We start from the raw sequence: 19,469 nt of genomic DNA on the forward strand, positions 1-19,469 counted from the left end.
TTGTCCCGCTCTCATTTCATTTTTCTTTTTTTGAAAACACATACATCTTTGGAATGATTTTTCAAGATTAGCTGTCATTTTGTACAAATTATTGGTAAAATATAAGTATCTTCGGTAGAACGATCAAAAAGAATGGGGCTTTACTTAAGCAACAGAACAGTGGTTAAATTGAGATTTTTTAGGTAGGCGAAAGGGTGTGAGAACGTGATACAAGGTATTCCAATTGAAACGATTTATCTTTATGTATTGATTATTTGTGCGGGATTGGCCGTCTTATTGGTGATTTTTGGGGATATTTTTGATTTTGATGGGCCAATCGATCCAATGTTGGCAATTCCCTGGTTGGCTTTTACCTCACTATTTGGTTATTTGGGAGAACGGTTATTGGGGTGGAATCATCTGATGCTGTTTCTACTGAGTGGAGCAATTGCATCAATTCTTGTCTTTTTATTGAATTTCTATGTATTGATGCCGTTGAAAAATGCGGAATCAACTATTTCAATTTCAGAGAAAGACATGGAAGGGAATACCGCAACGGTTGTTACACCGATTCCAATCAGTGGAATGGGCGAAATCCAATTCAAAAGTGTCACTGGATCGATCAGCCGGCCAGCTGCTTTTTATGCTCCGCAGGAACGACCAATTGAACGAGGAGCACAAGTTCTGATCATCGAGATCAAAGACCGCGTATGTTATGTGGTTCCTTATGAAGGTAGTTTACAATTATAAAAAAGAAGGGATAGAAGAAAATGGAATTAGGGATTTTAGGACCAATTGTTTTGGTTGTGTTTATTTTGTTGATGATGTTGATCGTTTTTATTTCAAAATATCAAACAGCTAAACCAGATGAAGCGTTAATCATTAGTGGGAGTTATTTAGGGAGCAAGAATGTCCATGCTGATGAGCGAGGTAATAAAATAAAAATTGTTCGTGGTGGTGGGGCTTTTGTATTACCTGTCTTCCAACGTTCAAACAGAATCAGCTTATTATCTAGTAAGTTAGATGTATCGACGCCAGAAGTATACACAGAGCAAGGGGTTCCTGTTATGTGTGATGGAACATCGATCATCAAGATCGGTTCTTCAGTAGAAGAAATTGCTACAGCCGCAGAACAATTCTTAGGCAAAACTCGTGAAGAACTTGAAAATGAAGCACGAGAAGTACTAGAAGGACATCTACGTTCAATCTTAGGTTCTATGACTGTCGAAGAAATTTATCAAAATCGTGATAAATTCAGCCAAAGTGTACAAGAAGTTGCCAGTGTCGACTTAGCAAAAATGGGGTTGATCATCGTATCATTTACCATCAAAGAAGTTCGAGACAAAAACGGTTATTTAGACTCTTTAGGGAAACCTCGGATCGCCCAAGTAAAACGAGATGCAGATATCGCTGAAGCTGAAGCTTGGAAAGAAACGCGAATCAAAAAAGCCGAAGCGGAAAAAGAATCACAACAAGCTGAATTACAACGTCAGACTGAAATCGCTGAAGCTTCAAAAGAAAAAGAATTAAAATTAGCTACCTACAAAGAAGCACAAGATATTGCAAAAGCTAAGGCTGACCAAGCCTATAACTTAGAGACAGCTAAAGCCCAACAGGAAGTTATTGCTCAAGAGATGGAAGTTAAAGTCATCGAGCGTCAAAAACAAATCGAGTTGGAAGAAAAAGAAATCGTTCGTCGTGAAAAACAATACGATTCAGAAGTGAAGAAAAAAGCGGATGCCGATCGTTATGCTAAAGAACAAGAAGCGTTAGCACAAAAGGCCCGTGAAGTAGCGGAAGCCGAAGCTGAACGTTTCCGAGTGGAATCATTAGCGGAAGCCGAAGCCAATCAAACACGACTTGCAGGTCAAGCAGAAGCTGAGTCAATTTTAGCTCGTGGTGCTGCCGAAGCCGAAGCAAAACAAAAAATCGCCGATGCTTTCAAGGAATACGGCGAAGCAGCTGTTTTAAGTATGGTTATGGAAATGTTACCACAATTAATGAAAGAAGCCGCACAACCACTTAGCAACATTGATAAAATTTCAGTTGTTGATACAGGTGGCGGTGGCGAAAATGCCGGAGCAAACCGTATTACGAACTATGCTACAAACTTATTAGCTGGCACACAAGAAACATTAAAAGAAACAACAGGCTTAGATGTGAAAGAATTGATTGAAAATTTCTCTAAAAAGGGAACGAACAGTAATGTGAATTTCTATGGAGAAGATCCATCTAGCGATAAAGAATAGTAAGAAACTGCCAAAATCTTACCTGATTTTGGCAGTTTTTTATTATTTCCGTTCATTATCTTTTTCTGCTTCAACCCGTGCTTGAACTTTCTGTTTCAGTTCTTCCAACTCTTTTTCTTTCTTGGCCAATTCGGCTAAATCTTCATCGATTTCATGTTTTTCTTCCGTTGGTTTTGGCTTAAAGAAAAAGTTTAGTCCAATCCCGATAAAGGTTCCAATGAAGGTATCGATCACCCTTGATAAAGCAAAATAAAACGACTCTCCTTGAGGAATACTTAACGAAATCAGTAGTAAAGTAGCAATTGCCGAAATGATTCCCGAATTATTGTTCATCCCATCAGAGATGACGATCACGATTATGACTAAGAAGGGTAATAAAAACAGTTCGACCAAAAAGTCATTGGAAAAAAGATCCTTCACTAAAAAATACACGATAGCTAAACCGCCACCTAAGGTATTCCCAAGAATCCTTGATTTTCCAAATGTAAGGCTAGTTGTTAAATCTTGCCGTAATGAAAAAACGGCAGCTAAAGCCGCAATCATCGGTGCGCCCCGATCGAATACTTTAAATAAAATAATACATAGCATAACAGCTAAAGCTGTTTTCAATGTGCGCATACCTAAACGAAAAGGACCGACTTCCATGAGCTTTCTCTCCTATAATCAAGATTTAATCAGTTTTCTATTTAATGATAACCGAAATAGAGGTAAAATTACTAGTATTAAAACAAAAGATTAATCATTTTGTGAGGAGCAATCAAATGAAAATTGGATTACGAACAGTTAAAACCGCCGTGAGTGCAACCTTATCAATGATCGTTGCAGGAAGTTTGGGTCTATTATATCCTGCATCTGCTGGGATCATCTCTGTGTTGAGCGTTACCAATACCAAAAAAACCTCTTTATTGACAGGGCTGTATCGACTACTTTCTTTAGCCTTAGCCACAGCGATTGCGTATCTGTGCTTCTCTATTTTAGGGTTCAACGCCTTTGCGTTTGGTGTCTTTTTACTTTTATTTATTCCAGGAGCCGTTTATTTTAAGCTTTCAGATGGAATCGTAGTAAGTTCCGTTTTAGTGACGCAATATCTAGTTGAGCAAGATTTGTCATGGACGATTATTGGGAATGAATTTTTATTGATGACAATTGGAGTGGGTTTTGCGTTACTGATGAATTTATATATGCCGGATACAGAAAAGCGCTTAAAAGAAGATCAAGAAGTAATCGAAACGATGTTCCGTAAAATTTTGAATAATATGGCAGCTTATCTGAATCAACACGTTAAAGAGCGAGATCTATTTGAAAAGTGTAATGATTTGAAAGCCTTTATCAGAACAGGGGAAAATTGGGCGAAAAATCATGCTGAAAATCAATTAATTTCATCGAATCACTATTACATTGAGTATTTTACCATGAGGCGCCTTCAAAGCAATCATCTCAAAGATATGTTACGAATTCTTGAAAATATCACTGTTGAGCCAGAACAAGTAGGAAATATTCAAGAGTTATTACAATACACTGCCGAAACTTTTGCAGAAAATAATGATGGTCAAGAGATCTTAGATCGAATCGATCAAGTCTATGACGCGTATCGCAAAAAAGAATTGCCAAAAACGAGAGAAGAATTTGAAAATCGCGCACAATTGTTTCAGTTTTTACAAATGTTCCAATCTTTTATCGAAATCAAAGTGGAATTCGCTAAGCAGCAAATCGAAAACAAATGATGTCAACAAGATATATGAAGGGGAAGTTTTATAGATGATTCTGGTTGCTATGGATTGGAAATGTGAGTTTTTTTCGTTATTTATAAAGCAAATATTAAAGTTTAGTTACGGAATTCAAAAATCCTAGTATTTGTAAAATCAAGGTGCTATACTTTCATCAAGTTAAAAAAAGACTTTTTCTTAAATGAAACAATAAAAATAGTAACTCTCTAAAAAGGTGGAACCAGAATTAATGACTGAAAAATGGCGTGAAGATCAAGAATATATGTCTTATGTGGAAGATTTATTGGAAACCGAAGAAGTACAGCGTCTAGGGAACTACACGCAGCATGTTCACTCAACTCGTTTAGATCATTCAATCAGTGTTTCTTATTATAGTTATAAATTAGCTAAAAAATGGAATGGTGATGCCAGAGCTACAGCTCGTGCGGGTCTGTTGCATGATTTGTTCTATTACGATTGGCGTACAACGAAGTTTGATGAGGGCTCTCATGCCTATATGCATCCAAGAATTGCGGTAAAAAATGCTGAGAAGTTAACTGAACTTTCAGACTTAGAACGAGATATTATCATCAAGCATATGTGGGGTGCAACAATTGCTCCGCCAAAATACAAAGAAAGCTACATTGTTACAATGGTAGACAAATATTGCGCTGTCAAAGAAGCATCTGAACCGATGACGAATTCAGTAAAAGCAAAATGGCGTCAATATTTTCCAAGAAAACAATCTGTATAAGAAAAACATCGACTGATTTTCAAAAAGAAGATCGGTCGATGTTTTTTGCTGTCCAATTATAAACAAAATTTATAGCCTTTCGGTCAATTGTTCCTGTTCTAAGTACTTCAATCGCTTGATTGCCTTGAAATAGGAAGCTAACAAAACGATCACAGAACCAGCCCAAGCAAGTGGAGACGCTAAAGCGGCTCCAACAAAGCCTAGAGAGGCAGTTAAAATAATTGCTGCAAATGAACGCATAATCAACTCCATGATACCAGCTATTGTTGGGATAACACTTTGTCCAAGTCCTTGTAAGGTGTAACGAATAATGAATAAGATCGCCAATAACCAATACATACTGCCGTTGACATTGAAGTAAATTTGAGAAAGGTTTAAGACCTCAGTTTCTTTTGCACTAACAAAAAGGGTCACTAAATTTTGACCAAAGAGAACAACGATACCGCCTGCTAAAAGACTAAAGCCAATACTCATAACCAAACATTGATTAACCCCTTGTAAAATACGCTTATATTTTTTCGCACCATAATTTTGTGCAGTAAAAGTTGCCATGGCAATACCAAAGGACATCATCGGTTGGGTAGCAAATTGCTCGATTTTTCCCGCTGCTGCTTGGGCTGCAACAACATCAGTACCTAAACTATTAAGCGCTGCTTGTAAAATAATAGCACCAATCGCAATGATTGATGATTGAAAGGCCATGGGTAACGCAATATTTAAATGTGCTCGAAACTCTTGTTTATCAATAGAAAAATCTTTTTTTCGTAATTGAAGATTAGGGATCTTCCAGCGAATATAAATTACGCAGAGGAGACTTGAAACAATTTGAGCCGTGACAGTAGCAATACCAGCTCCCGCAACACCCATATGGAAATTAAGGATCAAAATCAAATCTAAGACCACATTGATAATACTAGCAACAATCAAAAATAATAAAGGCGTACGACTATCACCTAATGCACGAATTACGTTGGAAAGCAGATTAAAAGCCATTGCCGCAAAAATTCCAGCAAAAATAATGGAAATGAAGATCTGAGCGTCATCAATGATTTCAGTTGGTGTTTGCATTAGTACTAGCATTGGACGAACAAAAATCAAACTTAAGGCAGTCAAAACAATAGTCACGATTCCGCTAATAATGATGCCTGTGGCAAAACTTTTTTTTACGCCACGATAATCTTGTCCACCAAAGCGTTGGGATGTCAAGATAGAAAGGCCAGCCGTCAAACCTTGAGCAAAGCCGATGATTAAAAACGTAATGCTACCAGTTGAGCCAACAGCTGCTAGTGCGTCTTTCCCGAGGGTCTGCCCAACAATAATCATGTCCGCCATATTATAGAATTGCTGGAAAATATTGCCAATCAATAATGGAATCGTAAAGAAAAAAATTAGTTTAGCAGGATTGCCATGTGTTAATTCTTTCAATGAAAACATCCTTTCACATTGAGAAGACCGTTCTAGAACGGTACTCTCGGCAGTTTCAAAAAAATAGCGATATCAATAGAATAAATAGAAAAAAATAAAGAAAATTTCCTATTCATAATAGCACAATATCTATCCTTTGCAAGTGCTTTATTGAGCTAAATCAAATTTTAATTTTAACCGTTTTTTTTGACTAATTCTTAGTAATAAAATGTATGTTTTTCTCGTTTCTTTTAGTAAATATTGATATAATTGACCAGCATGGAATTAAGTAGTGGTATGATAGAATGGTTGATGCCAAAATGAGGAGATGACGAAGTGGAACGCAAATTAAATATGCCGATAAAAATCAGTATTTATATGTTCAAATGGCTACTGATTGCATCCTTGATCGGAGTTGTAATGGGGACGTTATCTGCTTTTTTTCTAAAAAGCTTAGATGCAGTAACACAGATCAGATTAGATAACCCTTGGCTATTATTTTTATTACCGGTTAGTGGGGCCATTTTTGCTTTTTTATATAAAAAGTACGGAGGAAATGCCATACGAGGCAATAATCTTGTCATTGATCAAGCGAATGGTGAACAAGAAAATATCCCGTTGCGTTTGATTCCGTTGACCTTGTTCGGCACCATTACGACACATCTATTTGGTGGGTCTGTTGGGCGTGAAGGGACAGCTGTTCAAATGGGCGGAGCTACAGCAAATGCTATAGGTCGGCTTTTTCGTTTGGAAAAGATTGAACGAGAAATTGTGATCATAAGTGGGATTAGTGCGGGCTTTAGTTCTGTTTTTGGGACGCCTTTAGCAGGAACAATCTTTGGTTTGGAAGTCTTGGTAATCGGTCGTTTAAGGTCAGATGGCCTTTTTCCAAGTTTTTTTGCGGCCTTCTTTGCTAATTTTGTAACGGACTCATTTGGTGTAACACACACCCACTACAACATGGGTCAAATACCAAATTGGTCTTCGCTGTTATTCGTTAAAATAATGGGCGCAGGCGTTTGCTTTGGGGTGGTTGGCTGGTTATTCAGCCGTTCGATTGTTTGGGTCAAAAAGGTCTACGCACACTGGTTTGAAAATGTTGTTTTACGAAACTTTATAGGCGGAGTGATAGTTGTAGCGGCTGTTTTTATATTGCAAACACAACGTTACCTTGGACTAAGTTTGCCGTTATTAAAAGATGCCTTTGAAGGCACTAATCATTGGTTTGACTTTCTTGGAAAGTTATTCTTTACAGTGTTATCATTAGGTGCAGGTTATCAAGGTGGAGAAGTGACGCCGTTGTTTGAAATTGGTGCGACATTAGGAAGTAGTTTAGCGTTCGTGTTACATTTGTCAGTTCCGTTTTTAGCTGGCTTAGGTTTTATTGGTGTTTTTTCTGGAGCGACCAATACGCCGGTTGCCTGTTTTATCATGGGAATCGAGTTATTTGGGAGTGAAGCTGCATTATTCTTTTTTATGATTTGTTTGATTAGTTATATGTGTTCTGGCAATGCTGGAATTTATTCCGCTCAAAAAATCGAAACCGAAAAAGGCAATTTATTTTTACCGATTTTGACCTATTGGCAAGATAGAAAAAAGAAATAACAAACGTGTGATAAACTATATAGTGAGGTGAAGGCATGAAAGATTATCAATACCCTTTAGACTTAGATTGGACAACTGATGAAATGGTGATCGTAACCAATTTGTGGTCAGCGGTCGAACAAGCAAATGAAACTGGGATCGATACAGGCACTTTTTTAAAGACCTATCAACAATTTAAAACGGTTGTTAAAAGTATTGGCGAAGAAAAGCGTTTAGGAAATGAGTTTCAAAAAGCATCAGGATACTCATTATATCGAACCGTTCAACAAGCTAAAAAACAGGAATCAGGTAGATTGAAACTAGGAGCTGATTAAATTGACCTCAGAAAAAATGGTTAGTCAAATCAAAGAATGGCTAAACGAAGCAGCAGGTTATATACAAGTCAGTCTAACAAATAAACTGACAGTTTCTCAAAAATCAAATAGAACGGATTTAGTCACGAATATTGATGAAGAGATACAAGCTTTTTTCATAAAAAAAATCAACCAACATTATCCAAATGATCGGATTTTAGCAGAAGAAAAAGGATTTGATACGATTGATTCTCTAAAAGGACGAGTTTGGATCATCGATCCAATCGACGGTACGATGAATTTTGTAATGGAACAAGAAAATTTTTGTATCATGATTGCGGTATATGAAGAGGAGATTGGACAACTGGGTTTTATTTATGATGTGATGAAAGATGAATTATATTGGGGCGGTAAAAATCAAGGGGTCTTTCTTAATGAGCAAAGACTAACACCGCCAAAAGATGTGGGGCTATCGGAAGGGTTACTCGGTATGAATGCGTATATGTATGGTAAAAACATTTATGCTGCGGGCGAAATCGGTCACGCCAGTATGGGAATCAGGGTTAGTGGATGTGCCGGGGTCGAGTTGATTGCCATGCTTAAAGGAAGTCATATCGGCTATATTTCTAACTTGAGTCCCTGGGATTATGCTGCAGGGTTAGTTTTACTCAATGAGTTTGGCTATCAGTATTCTAATATAGAAGGAAAACCATTGGCGTTTGCAAATCGTGAATATTTCTTAGCGGCAACACCGACAGCTTATACACAGATTTTAGAAAATTTTATTCGGCGATAACACTGTTCAGTGGTTTAAATAGAAGAAAACCAACGAGTGCTTAGCAGAAAAATATTGCATTTTTTCAGTAAATGTGTTATTTTTTCAAAAAAAGGCAATAAAATATGAAGTTTTCACAACTTTTGAAAGCTTTAGACTATATTTCATGAAAAAAGTTTGCTATAATAAAAAGTCGGATTTAATGAACAAGTGACGTAAGGCAAAAGGATAAGGAGCAATTACATTGAAATACAGAGAAGATATTAGAAACGTGGCTATCATCGCCCACGTCGACCATGGTAAAACAACATTAGTAGATGAACTTTTAAAACAATCAGATACTTTAGATGGACACACACAATTACAAGAACGTGCAATGGATTCAAATGCGATTGAAAGCGAACGTGGAATCACGATTTTAGCTAAAAATACAGCAGTTGATTACAAAGGTACTCGTATCAACATCTTAGATACACCTGGACACGCGGACTTCGGTGGTGAAGTTGAGCGTATCATGAAAATGGTAGATGGTGTAGTTTTAGTCGTTGATGCCTACGAAGGAACAATGCCGCAAACTCGTTTTGTATTGAAAAAAGCATTGGAACAAAAAGTAACACCAATCGTAGTTGTAAATAAAATTGATAAACCTTCAGCACGTCCCGAGCACGTTGTTGATGAAGTTTTAGAATTATTTATTGAATTAGGCGCAGATGATGATCAATTGGATTTCCCAGTTATTTATGCATCAGCTTTAAATGGAACTTCAAGTGATTCTGATAATCCTGAAGACCAAGAAGCAACTATGGCACCTATCTTTGATCAAATCATTGCACATGTACCAGCTCCAGTGGATAACTCAGATGAGCCATTACAATTCCAAGTATCATTATTAGATTATAATGACTATGTTGGACGTATCGGTATTGGCCGTGTGTTCCGTGGAACAATGAAAGTTGGCGACCAAGTTGCTTTGATGAAATTAGATGGTAGTGTCAAAAATTTCCGTGTAACTAAAATCTTTGGTTTCTTTGGCTTGCAACGTGTTGAAATCAACGAAGCCAAAGCTGGCGATTTAATTGCCGTTTCTGGTATGGAAGATATCTTTGTTGGTGAAACAGTTGCTGACGTGGCACATCAAGAAGCATTACCAATTTTGCACATTGATGAACCAACATTGCAAATGACATTTTTAGTCAATAATTCACCATTTGCAGGTCGTGAAGGTAAATATGTAACGTCTCGTAAAATCGAAGAACGTTTAATGTCTGAACTACAAACAGATGTATCTTTACGCGTAGAACCAATCGGACCAGATTCTTGGACCGTATCTGGTCGTGGAGAATTACATTTATCAATCTTGATTGAAAATATGCGTCGTGAAGGATACGAATTGCAAGTTTCTCGTCCAGAAGTTATCGAACGTGAAATCGAAGGCGTAAAATGTGAGCCGTTTGAGCGTGTTCAAATTGATACGCCAGAAGAATATATGGGTAGTGTTATCGAGTCATTAAGCTTACGTAAAGGTGAAATGCAAGATATGATCCACACTGGTAATGGGCAAATCCGTTTGATTTTCTTAGCACCAGCTCGTGGTTTGATCGGTTATACAACTGAATTCTTGTCAATGACTCGTGGATACGGCATCATGCACCATACATTCGATCAATACTTACCAATGATTCAAGGTACAATTGGCGGACGCCATCAAGGTGCATTGGTTTCAATCGATACAGGTAAAGCAACAACTTACAGTATCATGAGTATTGAAGAACGTGGAACAGTCTTTGTTGAACCAACTACTGATGTATATGAAGGAATGATCATTGGTGAAAACAACCGTGATAATGACTTGACTGTAAACATCACAAGAGCAAAACAAATGACTAACGTTCGTTCTGCTAATAAAGACCAAACATCAGTTATCAAAAAAGCAAAAATCCTTACATTGGAAGAATCATTAGAATTCTTGAATGATGATGAATATTGTGAAGTAACACCAGAAAACATTCGTTTAAGAAAACAAATTCTTAATAAAAACGAACGTGAAAAAGCTAGTAAAAAGAAAAAAGTAGCTGAATAAATTAAAAAGCTGAATAGATGGAACAAGACTTAAAAAGTTTTGTTCCATCTTTTTTGTGGATAACTTTAATGAATAGCGAAAGAAAAGACGTATCTTAACAATAAGAACCTTGATAAATGTAGGTTTTGCTATTTTTAGAAAATCCAATGGTGTTTCACACGTAGTAAATTGTTTCACAGTGAGTAAATCCTCCCTTGAATTGCCGTATAGCCCATGCTAAAATAACAACCAGACACGAGGAACGGAGAGAATTTCATGATTGACATCAAAGAGCTACTGAAAGAAAAATTTGGATATGACGAATTTCGTCAAGGACAAGAAAAAATCATCAATCATGTTTTACATAAAGAAAATGTTCTTGGGATTATGCCTACAGGCGGAGGGAAATCGATTTGTTATCAGCTACCAGCGCTTATGCTAGAAAACTTAACTTTGGTGATTTCGCCATTAATTTCTTTGATGAAAGACCAAGTCGATGCTTTAAATATGATGGGGATTCCTGCGACATTTATTAATAGTACAATTTCCCAACAAGAAATGAACAAACGGGTTCAAATGGCAGTTAATCGCGAAGTCAAGCTTTTATATGTAGCACCTGAGCGGTTAGAATCCTTTGATTTTCAGCAACTGTTATTACATGTTCCAATTGATTTACTAGCGGTGGATGAAGCGCACTGTATTTCACAATGGGGACATGACTTTCGTCCAAGTTACCTACGTTTAGCTGAGATCATTGAGCAATTTCAGCAGCAACCGGCAGTTATTGCATTAACTGCGACAGCAACGCCTCAAGTAGCAGAAGATATCCTTAAACAATTGCATATTCCAAAAGAGAATCAAGTCCAGACGGGTTTTGCCAGAGAGAACTTATCCTTTCAAGTGGTTAAAGACCAAAATCGTGATGTCTTTCTATTAGAGTATTTGAAATTGAACCAAGGACAATCAGGTATTGTTTATGCAAGCACTAGAAAAGAAGTAGAGCGGATTTATCATTTACTTCAAAGCAAAAAAATCGCTGTAGGGATGTATCATGGTGGGATGAATGAGAAACAACGTAATCATAATCAAGAAGAATTTCTATTTGATAAACTCCAAGTAATGGTTGCAACCAATGCGTTTGGTATGGGGATCAATAAAAGTAATGTCCGTTTTGTTATCCATGCTCAAATTCCAGGCAATATTGAATCTTACTATCAAGAAGCCGGTCGTGCTGGTCGAGACGGACTTCCGAGTGATTCCGTGTTATTATATGCACCGCAAGATCTTCAAATCCAACAGTTTTTTATTGATCAATCCGAAATGACGATCGACTATAAACAAAAAGAATATATGAAATTAAGAGAAATGTCTCAATATGCCAATGCCCAAATGTGCCTTCAAAAGTTTATTTTACGTTACTTTGGCGAGAAAGGGTTTGACTGTGGTCGGTGTTCTAATTGCTTGGATGAGCGGGAATTAGTGGATATCACAGTGGATGTTCAAAAAGTACTTTCTTGTGTGAAGCGAATGGGTGAAAAATTTGGTAAGGGCTTAGTTGGGAAAGTCTTAACTGGCTCCAAAGATCAAAAAATCGATCAGTGGCACTTTAATCGTTTGCCTACTTATGGCTTGATGAAGGATCGGACACAAAAAGAAGTCAATCAACTAATCGACTATCTAACAGCAGAAAGATACTTGAATCCATCAGATGGACAATATCCATTGTTGTCTGTTTCGCCAACAGGAGTCCAAGTTCTGTTAGGACAGCAGACAGTTTTTAGAAAAGAAGATCAGCGCGTTCGCAAGGTCGTAGTCAATGACGGACTATTTGAAATCTTGAGAGAATTAAGAATGGATCTAGCGCAAGAAGCAGGAGTACCGCCATACCTGATTTTTTCAGATAGTACTTTGAAAGAAATGTGCGAAAAACTACCTAAAAATTCAATTCAGTTACTACAGGTAAAAGGTGTAGGTCAGAATAAATTGGATAAATACGGCGAAAAATTTCTGGCGGCAATTGAAACATTCAAACAATCAGAAGAAAAAGATTCAACTGTTCATTGAGTGTATTGAATCAATTAAAAAAAGTTAGAGTTCTGCTCTAACTTTTTTATTATCTGCTGATTTCATCTAGGGTAAACTGCAAAGCGCTGATCTTTTAACGGAATGATTTGGATCGGTTCTGCATAAAAGTCAGCAAAGGTTTCTTCATTAAATAATTCACTTTGAGTGCCTTTGGCGAAAATTTCTCCATCTTTCAAGAGCATTAAGTGATCAAAACAGGGCAAAATCTCTTCTGTGTGGTGAGTAACATAGAGCAATGTCGGATGATTTTCTTGCTGGGCAATCCGTTCAATTTGTGATAACAGTTTTTCTCTTGCAAATAAATCTAGACCGTTGCACGGTTCATCGAGAATCAATAATTCTGGATTTGTCATCAATGCTCTGGAAATCAATACTAATTGGCGTTCACCTTGAGATAATACTTCATATTTTTTACCGATCAGTGATTCACCGCCAGCATTTTTCAAAATTGTTTTTGCTTGTTCTAGCTCATCCTTACTATATTGTTGGTAAAGACCGATACTAGCAAATTTTCCGGAAAGGACGATTCTTTCAGCTGTTTCCCAGTTCTTCATACGATACTGTAAAGCTGTACTGACCCAACCAATTCGTCGTTGCAGCTCGGGGATCGAAGCTTGGCCAAATACTTGATCTAAAACCTCTAAGCGTCCTTTAGATGGCCACAAGTAGCCGCAGATCAATTGTAGTAGTAATGTTTTGCCAGCGCCGTTCAATCCGAGAATAGCCCAGTTATCAGTTGATTCTACTGACCAATTTACGTTATTTAACAACGACTTTTTATCCCGAATAAATGAGACGTTTTTAAATTCAAATGCTTTCATACTAACTCCTCCTTTGCCTTATTTTACCATTAAAAATCAGGATTAAAAGAGACTCGTTTGAAAAAAATTGAAAGAAGAAAACACTGTCAAGAAAATTTCGTTGACAAAGCTTTCATCCCCCTGTATAATTGCTTTTGTTGCGTTATGAGGTGATGAATATGAAATGGTCTTTACTAGAACTAAACAAATACAAAGACAAACCGTGTGATTTTTCAGAGACACTAGATTTGAAAGAGTCCCTGATGAGTAGAGATAATTTGATTCTAGATGTTAGTCCCGTTAAAGCAACCGGGATCTTAACAGTAGGAAAAGAAGAGTATTTGCTTCATTATAGAATTGATGTTATTGTAACAGTTCCATCTTCACGTTCTTTAACACCTGTTCCTCTAACACTTGCGATTGATGTTGATGAGGTCTTTATGACTCCTGAACAATATCAGCAAAGAGATGAACGTTTTGCAGATGAAGAAATCATTTTGTTGGAAAAACCAACAATTGATTTAGATGAGTCAGTCGAAGATAACATTCTTTTGTCTATTCCAATCCAAGTATTATCAGAAGAAGAACAATCAAGTCAGGACATGCCTAAAGGTAATGACTGGGAAGTTCTGTCTGAAGCGGATTATGCACAAAAAAGACAAGAAGAAGCACAACAAACAATGGATCCTCGTCTTGCTAAACTATCTGAATTATTCAGTGATTCCACTGATGAGGATGACAAGCAGTAAGATTGGAATATATCGTGCATTTTATGCACACATCTTTACAAGGAGGTGGAACACCAATGGCAGTACCAGCTAGAAGAACTTCAAAAGCTAAAAAGGGCAAACGCCGTACTCATTACAAATTAACGATTAAAGGTTTGAATGCATGTTCAAACTGTGGTGAAATGAGAAAAAGCCATCACGTATGTCCAGCATGTGGTCATTACGATGGAAAAGACGTAATCTCTAAAGAAGCATAAAACATTTTTTTGAAAATGTTAAAATCCCTTAGGCTAACCATGGAGCCTAGGGGATTTATTTTTTTACTAAAGATAATCGATTTGAGCGACAATTGTCTGTAATTGTCCAAATTAAAAAAAATAAACAAGAATAAATAAAATTAATCGAACTATTTTGTTTTCATATCAAGCATTCTACGTTATAATGATGTAGATTATAAGAAAATTCTAATGAACTTCTTTTCAAAGATAGTGGGAGGATACAAGATGACAAAACAACAATTTGGTGTAGTCGGAATGGCTGTAATGGGAAAAAATTTAGCCTTAAATATCGAAAGTAGAGGCTATTCAGTTGCTCTATTTAATCGTACAGGTTCAAAAACAACGGATGTCGTTGAAGAACATCCAGATAAGAATTTTAAAGCGACTTATACTATTGAAGAGTTTGTAGACTCTATTGAAAAACCTCGCCGTATTATGTTGATGGTTCAAGCTGGTTTTGCAACAGATGCGACGATTCAAGAATTATTGCCTCATTTAGATAAAGGGGATATCTTGATCGATGGCGGGAATACTTTCTTTAAAGATACGATTCGTAGAAATGAAGAATTAGCTAATTCAGGGATCAACTTTATCGGGACTGGTGTTTCCGGTGGTGAAGAAGGTGCGCTAAAAGGTCCTTCAATCATGCCTGGTGGTCAAAAAGAAGCTTATGAATTAGTAGCGCCGATTTTAGAAAAAATTTCGGCTAAAGCAGAAGACGGCGAAGCATGTGTTACCTATATTGGTCCTAATGGTGCTGGTCATTATGTTAAAATGGTGCACAACGGTATCGAATATGGTGATATGCAGCTGATCGCTGAATCGTATGACTTGATGAAAAATATTCTTGGTGTTTCAGTTGATGAAATGGCAGAAATTTTCAAAGAATGGAATCAAGGGGAATTAGATAGTTATCTTGTAGAGATCACAGCAGATATTTTGACACGTATTGACGATGAAGGAACAGGAAAACCAATCGTTGATGTTATTATGGATGCTGCTGGCAATAAAGGAACAGGTAAATGGACAAGTCAAAGTGCTTTGGATTTAGGTGTACCATTACCGTTGATCACTGAGTCAGTTTTTGCGCGTTTCATTTCCGCTTATAAAGATGAACGTGTCAAAGCAAGTAAAGTTTTAGCAAAACCTGAAGCACCTGCATACCAAGGTGATAAGAAGGAACTGATCGAAAAAATTCGTGAAGCTCTTTACTTCAGTAAAATCATGAGTTATGCGCAAGGGTTTGCTCAATTGCGTGTTGCTTCTGAGGATTACAAGTGGGACTTGCCGTTTGGTGATATCGCTAAAATCTGGCGTGCAGGTTGTATCATCCGTGCTCAGTTCTTGCAAAAGATCACCGATGCATACGATAAAAATCCAACAATTGAAAACTTACTGTTAGATGAGTACTTTATTGATATTACCAAACGATATCAACAATCTGTTCGTGACGTCGTATCAATTGCCGTTCAAGCGGGAGTGCCAGTTCCAACGTTTGCATCAGCTATTGCTTATTACGATTCTTACAGATCAGAGCGTTTACCAGCAAATCTGATCCAAGCCCAAAGAGATTACTTTGGTGCACACACGTATCAACGTACGGATAAAGAAGGTACTTACCATTATAGTTGGTATAACGAAGAATAATATGTTGGAAAACCATGGGATACAAAGATTTCTCATGGTTTTCTCTCTTTAATATGTTAAAAATGGGTTGTTACTAGCTTTTTGAGTTAAAAGTGGGTATAATGGGTAAGCTTTAAGATAGCTTTTAAAGAGAAAGGACAAATAACCAATGAGTAATATTCTAATTATTGAAGATGAAAAAAACTTAGCGCGTTTTGTAGAACTGGAGTTGAAACACGAAGGTTACACTACAGAAGTTCACTACAATGGACGTACTGGTTTAGAAGCGGCTTTAAATAATGATTGGGATGCTATCCTTTTAGATTTAATGTTGCCTGAATTGAACGGGCTTGAAGTTTGTCGACGTGTACGCCAAGTGAAAAATACACCAATCATCATGATGACCGCACGTGATTCAGTGATCGATCGTGTATCAGGCTTAGACCATGGAGCAGACGACTATATTGTAAAACCATTTGCCATAGAAGAATTGTTAGCACGCTTACGCGCATTACTTCGTCGAATCGATATCGAAGGAGATAAAAACGTGGCCAAACAAACAACGATTACTTATCGTGATTTAACGATTGAAAAAGAAAATCGTGTTGTTCGCCGTAACTCTGAAATGATTGAACTGACTAAGCGTGAATATGAATTATTATTAACATTGATGGAAAATGTAAATGTTGTATTAGCTCGTGATGTACTATTAAATAAAGTCTGGGGTTACGAAACAGAAGTCGAAACAAACGTTGTCGACGTTTATATTCGTTATTTACGTAATAAAATTGATGTTCCAGGCGAGGAGAGCTACATTCAAACTGTTCGTGGAACAGGTTATGTGATGCGCTCGTGAAAACAGTAAAAATGAAAAAAGCAGTAAAAAAAGAACTGAAGGGGCCCTCGTTAACAATCAAGTGGGCTTCTGCAAGTTCTTTCTTCATATTTGTAGTATTTACTATTTTTGCTGTGATTACTTATAAATCTTCCGTGAATCTAATCGTTGAGAAAGAACGAGAAAATGTTGAAAGAACCGTTGCCGAGGTAGGGAATCGTTTAGCCAATGCCGAAGAAAATCTCACAGTTTCTGATGTTTATGACAGATTAAAAACGCCTAGCGTTGATGAAACGGACTTAGACAATAAAAAGATCTCCGTAGAAGGATCACTGATGGAGATGGATACTATGCTTTCGGAGTTAGGACAACCAGCACTGTTTTTATCTGTGTATGATAAGAACGGAACATTAGTATTCGAAACACAGAAGGTTCAAAGCAAACTGGTGAAAGAAGAAAAGCAAGGTGCTGAAATTAGGACATTAAATGACAAAACCGGTTTTTTGATCATTCAACCTGTATACTCAAAAGACAACAGGGAACAAGTCGGTTATATACAAGCTTTTTATGAACTATCTTCTTTTTATGACATTCGAAATCGTTTATTGCTAACACTAATCGTTTTAGAAATAATCTCATTGATTCTGAGTAGTGTTTTAGGATTCATTTTATCCACTTACTTCTTGAAACCATTAAAGGTTTTGAGGGATACAATGGATACTATCAGAAAGGATCCACAGTCGGATATCCATATGCCAGATATCCACTCTAATGATGAATTAGCTGATCTGGCAGAAATCTTTAATGAAATGTTGGATCGTATGAGACGTTATATTGAGCAGCAAGAGCAGTTTGTGGAAGATGTTTCTCATGAATTACGCACACCAGTTGCGATTATTGAAGGACATCTGAATTTACTTAATCGCTGGGGGAAAGAAGATCCCGAAGTCTTAGATGAATCTTTAGAAGCTAGCTTGCAGGAAATTGTACGTATGAAGAGTTTAGTTCAAGAAATGTTAGATCTTTCTCGTGCTGAACAAGTCGATGTTCAGTATCCAAACCATACATCCAATGCCAAGCAAGTTGTTTATCAAGTGTTTAACAATTTTAAAATTTTATATCCGGATTTTGTTATTACGTTAGACGATGACTTACTGCAGGAAGTAACATTAGGGATTTATCGAAATCACTTTGAACAGCTTTTGGTAATTGTTCTGGATAATGCAATGAAATATTCAACAACTCGCAAAGAAGTTCATATTTCAATTTCAAAAACGTTAAGTGAATTTGAAATTGCTATCCAAGATTTTGGTGAAGGGATTCCAGAAGAAGATCTAGCTAAAATATTTAATCGCTTTTATCGAGTTGATAAAGCCAGAGCACGGAATAAAGGTGGAAATGGTTTAGGGCTCTCGATTGCTAAGCAACTTGTAGAAAATTATAAAGGAAGAATAGATGCTGAAAGTGTTGTTCATCAAGGAACGATTTTTAGGATTTACATTCCAATAGTAGAAAAAAATGAAAATGCAGAGAGTGTGGGACAATAATCAGGAAAAAATCTGATTATTGCCCCACTTTTTTTGATTTTAGGGTACACAAAAAGCACGCCAACCTGTAAGATTAAAGTGACGAAACCCAATCGAAAAAGGAGCGTGCTTTATGTTTAAAAATTATACCATCAACCAAACGATTTTACCACTAGATATGGAACAATATATTCCAGAAACAGATGTCGCTTTTGCGGTTAATGCTCTGATTGAAGCAATCCCACACACACTTTTCAATCAGCTGGAACAACAATTAGGCCGACCGGCCTATCACCCTAAGATGATGTTAAAAATCATTTTATACGCGTATACCCAACGAGTATTTTCTGGTCGAAGAATTGAGTTTCTCTTAGAGGATAGCTATCGTATGCGTTGGTTAGCTAATCATGAACAGGTGAGTTATCGAACCATTAATCGATTCAGAAGTCACAAAACGACTGCCCAGCTCCTAGCTGAAGCTTTTGTTTTGTTTCGGCGTCAACTGATTACCCATCAAATCATCGATAATGAAGCCATTTTTATTGATGGAACCAAAATAGAAGCAGATGCCAACAAGTTCAGCTTTGTTTGGCGTAAAGCAACGACACGTTATGAAAAATTATTAGATGAAAAATCAGAGATATTCTATCAAACGCTTTATCAAGAAGAAGTCCTCCCATGCTTGAAAGAAGAAAACCAATCCGACGGATTGACAAGTGACCAACTGGAAGAAGCTGCGAATCATTTAGAGGCTGAAATTCATGAAG

The 19,469-nt window shown here is 37.0% G+C and carries 18 protein-coding genes; 15 read left to right on the plus strand and 3 right to left on the minus strand.

All coding sequences use genetic code 11. The features are described from left to right. The first annotated feature begins 204 nt into the window (after positions 1 to 204). A complete protein-coding gene (locus tag A5819_RS16410) occupies positions 205 to 729 on the plus strand; it encodes a hypothetical protein (protein WP_086281462.1) in 525 nt (174 codons plus the stop codon). Positions 730 to 749: 20 nt separating this feature from the next. Continuing rightward, complete coding sequence (locus A5819_RS16415) at positions 750 to 2,228, plus strand: flotillin family protein (protein WP_086281460.1); 1,479 nt, start codon at positions 750 to 752, stop codon at positions 2,226 to 2,228. Between the two features lie 42 nt (positions 2,229 to 2,270). On the opposite strand, the gene A5819_RS16420 is transcribed toward A5819_RS16415, so the two are convergent. Then, positions 2,271 to 2,873, minus strand: coding sequence for an aromatic acid exporter family protein (locus tag A5819_RS16420; protein WP_086281458.1), 603 nt, complete (start codon positions 2,871 to 2,873; stop codon positions 2,271 to 2,273). 116 nt (positions 2,874 to 2,989) lie between these two features. Here A5819_RS16420 and A5819_RS16425 point away from each other — a divergent pair, with 116 nt between their 5' ends. Further along, positions 2,990 to 3,952: an aromatic acid exporter family protein gene (locus A5819_RS16425; RefSeq protein ID WP_086281456.1), complete on the plus strand. Its 963-nt coding sequence runs from the start codon at positions 2,990 to 2,992 to the stop codon at positions 3,950 to 3,952. A gap of 232 nt (positions 3,953 to 4,184) precedes the next feature. Then, complete coding sequence (locus A5819_RS16430) at positions 4,185 to 4,688, plus strand: HD domain-containing protein (protein ID WP_010771925.1); 504 nt, start codon at positions 4,185 to 4,187, stop codon at positions 4,686 to 4,688. Between the two features lie 69 nt (positions 4,689 to 4,757). On the opposite strand, the gene A5819_RS16435 is transcribed toward A5819_RS16430, so the two are convergent. Further along, positions 4,758 to 6,113: an MATE family efflux transporter gene (locus tag A5819_RS16435; protein WP_086281455.1), complete on the minus strand. Its 1,356-nt coding sequence runs from the start codon at positions 6,111 to 6,113 to the stop codon at positions 4,758 to 4,760. Between the two features lie 315 nt (positions 6,114 to 6,428). Here A5819_RS16435 and A5819_RS16440 point away from each other — a divergent pair, with 315 nt between their 5' ends. From A5819_RS16440 to recQ, 5 genes are all read left to right on the plus strand, one after another. After that, complete coding sequence (locus A5819_RS16440) at positions 6,429 to 7,697, plus strand: voltage-gated chloride channel family protein (RefSeq protein ID WP_086281453.1); 1,269 nt, start codon at positions 6,429 to 6,431, stop codon at positions 7,695 to 7,697. A gap of 35 nt (positions 7,698 to 7,732) precedes the next feature. Then, positions 7,733 to 8,011, plus strand: a complete 279-nt coding sequence (locus A5819_RS16445; RefSeq protein ID WP_086281451.1) for a UPF0223 family protein — start codon at positions 7,733 to 7,735, stop codon at positions 8,009 to 8,011. 1 nt (position 8,012) lies between these two features. Beyond that, positions 8,013 to 8,786: an inositol monophosphatase family protein gene (locus A5819_RS16450; RefSeq protein ID WP_086281450.1), complete on the plus strand. Its 774-nt coding sequence runs from the start codon at positions 8,013 to 8,015 to the stop codon at positions 8,784 to 8,786. 223 nt (positions 8,787 to 9,009) lie between these two features. Continuing rightward, positions 9,010 to 10,845, plus strand: a complete 1,836-nt coding sequence (gene typA, locus A5819_RS16455; protein WP_086281448.1) for a translational GTPase TypA — start codon at positions 9,010 to 9,012, stop codon at positions 10,843 to 10,845. A 255-nt stretch (positions 10,846 to 11,100) separates the two neighbouring features. Next, entirely contained in the window at positions 11,101 to 12,888 is a 1,788-nt protein-coding gene (gene recQ, locus A5819_RS16460) for a DNA helicase RecQ (protein ID WP_086281445.1), read from the plus strand. A 62-nt stretch (positions 12,889 to 12,950) separates the two neighbouring features. On the opposite strand, the gene A5819_RS16465 is transcribed toward recQ, so the two are convergent. Further along, entirely contained in the window at positions 12,951 to 13,730 is a 780-nt protein-coding gene (locus A5819_RS16465; RefSeq protein WP_086281443.1) for an ABC transporter ATP-binding protein, read from the minus strand. A gap of 158 nt (positions 13,731 to 13,888) precedes the next feature. Here A5819_RS16465 and A5819_RS16470 point away from each other — a divergent pair, with 158 nt between their 5' ends. The 6 genes from A5819_RS16470 to A5819_RS16495 form a co-directional block, all read left to right on the plus strand. Continuing rightward, on the plus strand, positions 13,889 to 14,458 hold the full coding sequence (locus A5819_RS16470; protein WP_086281441.1) for a DUF177 domain-containing protein: 570 nt from the start codon (positions 13,889 to 13,891) through the stop codon (positions 14,456 to 14,458). A 56-nt stretch (positions 14,459 to 14,514) separates the two neighbouring features. Next, entirely contained in the window at positions 14,515 to 14,694 is a 180-nt protein-coding gene (gene rpmF, locus A5819_RS16475; protein ID WP_010763436.1) for a 50S ribosomal protein L32, read from the plus strand. Positions 14,695 to 14,940: 246 nt separating this feature from the next. Continuing rightward, entirely contained in the window at positions 14,941 to 16,362 is a 1,422-nt protein-coding gene (gndA, locus tag A5819_RS16480) for an NADP-dependent phosphogluconate dehydrogenase (RefSeq protein ID WP_086281439.1), read from the plus strand. 148 nt (positions 16,363 to 16,510) lie between these two features. Beyond that, a complete protein-coding gene (locus A5819_RS16485) occupies positions 16,511 to 17,197 on the plus strand; it encodes a response regulator transcription factor (RefSeq protein ID WP_010765234.1) in 687 nt (228 codons plus the stop codon). An 11-nt stretch (positions 17,198 to 17,208) separates the two neighbouring features. Further along, a complete protein-coding gene (locus tag A5819_RS16490; protein WP_086281725.1) occupies positions 17,209 to 18,723 on the plus strand; it encodes a HAMP domain-containing histidine kinase in 1,515 nt (504 codons plus the stop codon). A 112-nt stretch (positions 18,724 to 18,835) separates the two neighbouring features. Next, on the plus strand, positions 18,836 to 19,469 hold a 634-nt coding region (locus tag A5819_RS16495), incomplete at its 3' end, for a transposase (protein ID WP_139843559.1).

It is taken from the genome of Enterococcus sp. 7E2_DIV0204 (assembly GCF_002140855.1).
Taxonomy (GTDB): domain Bacteria; phylum Bacillota; class Bacilli; order Lactobacillales; family Enterococcaceae; genus Enterococcus_L; species Enterococcus_L lemimoniae.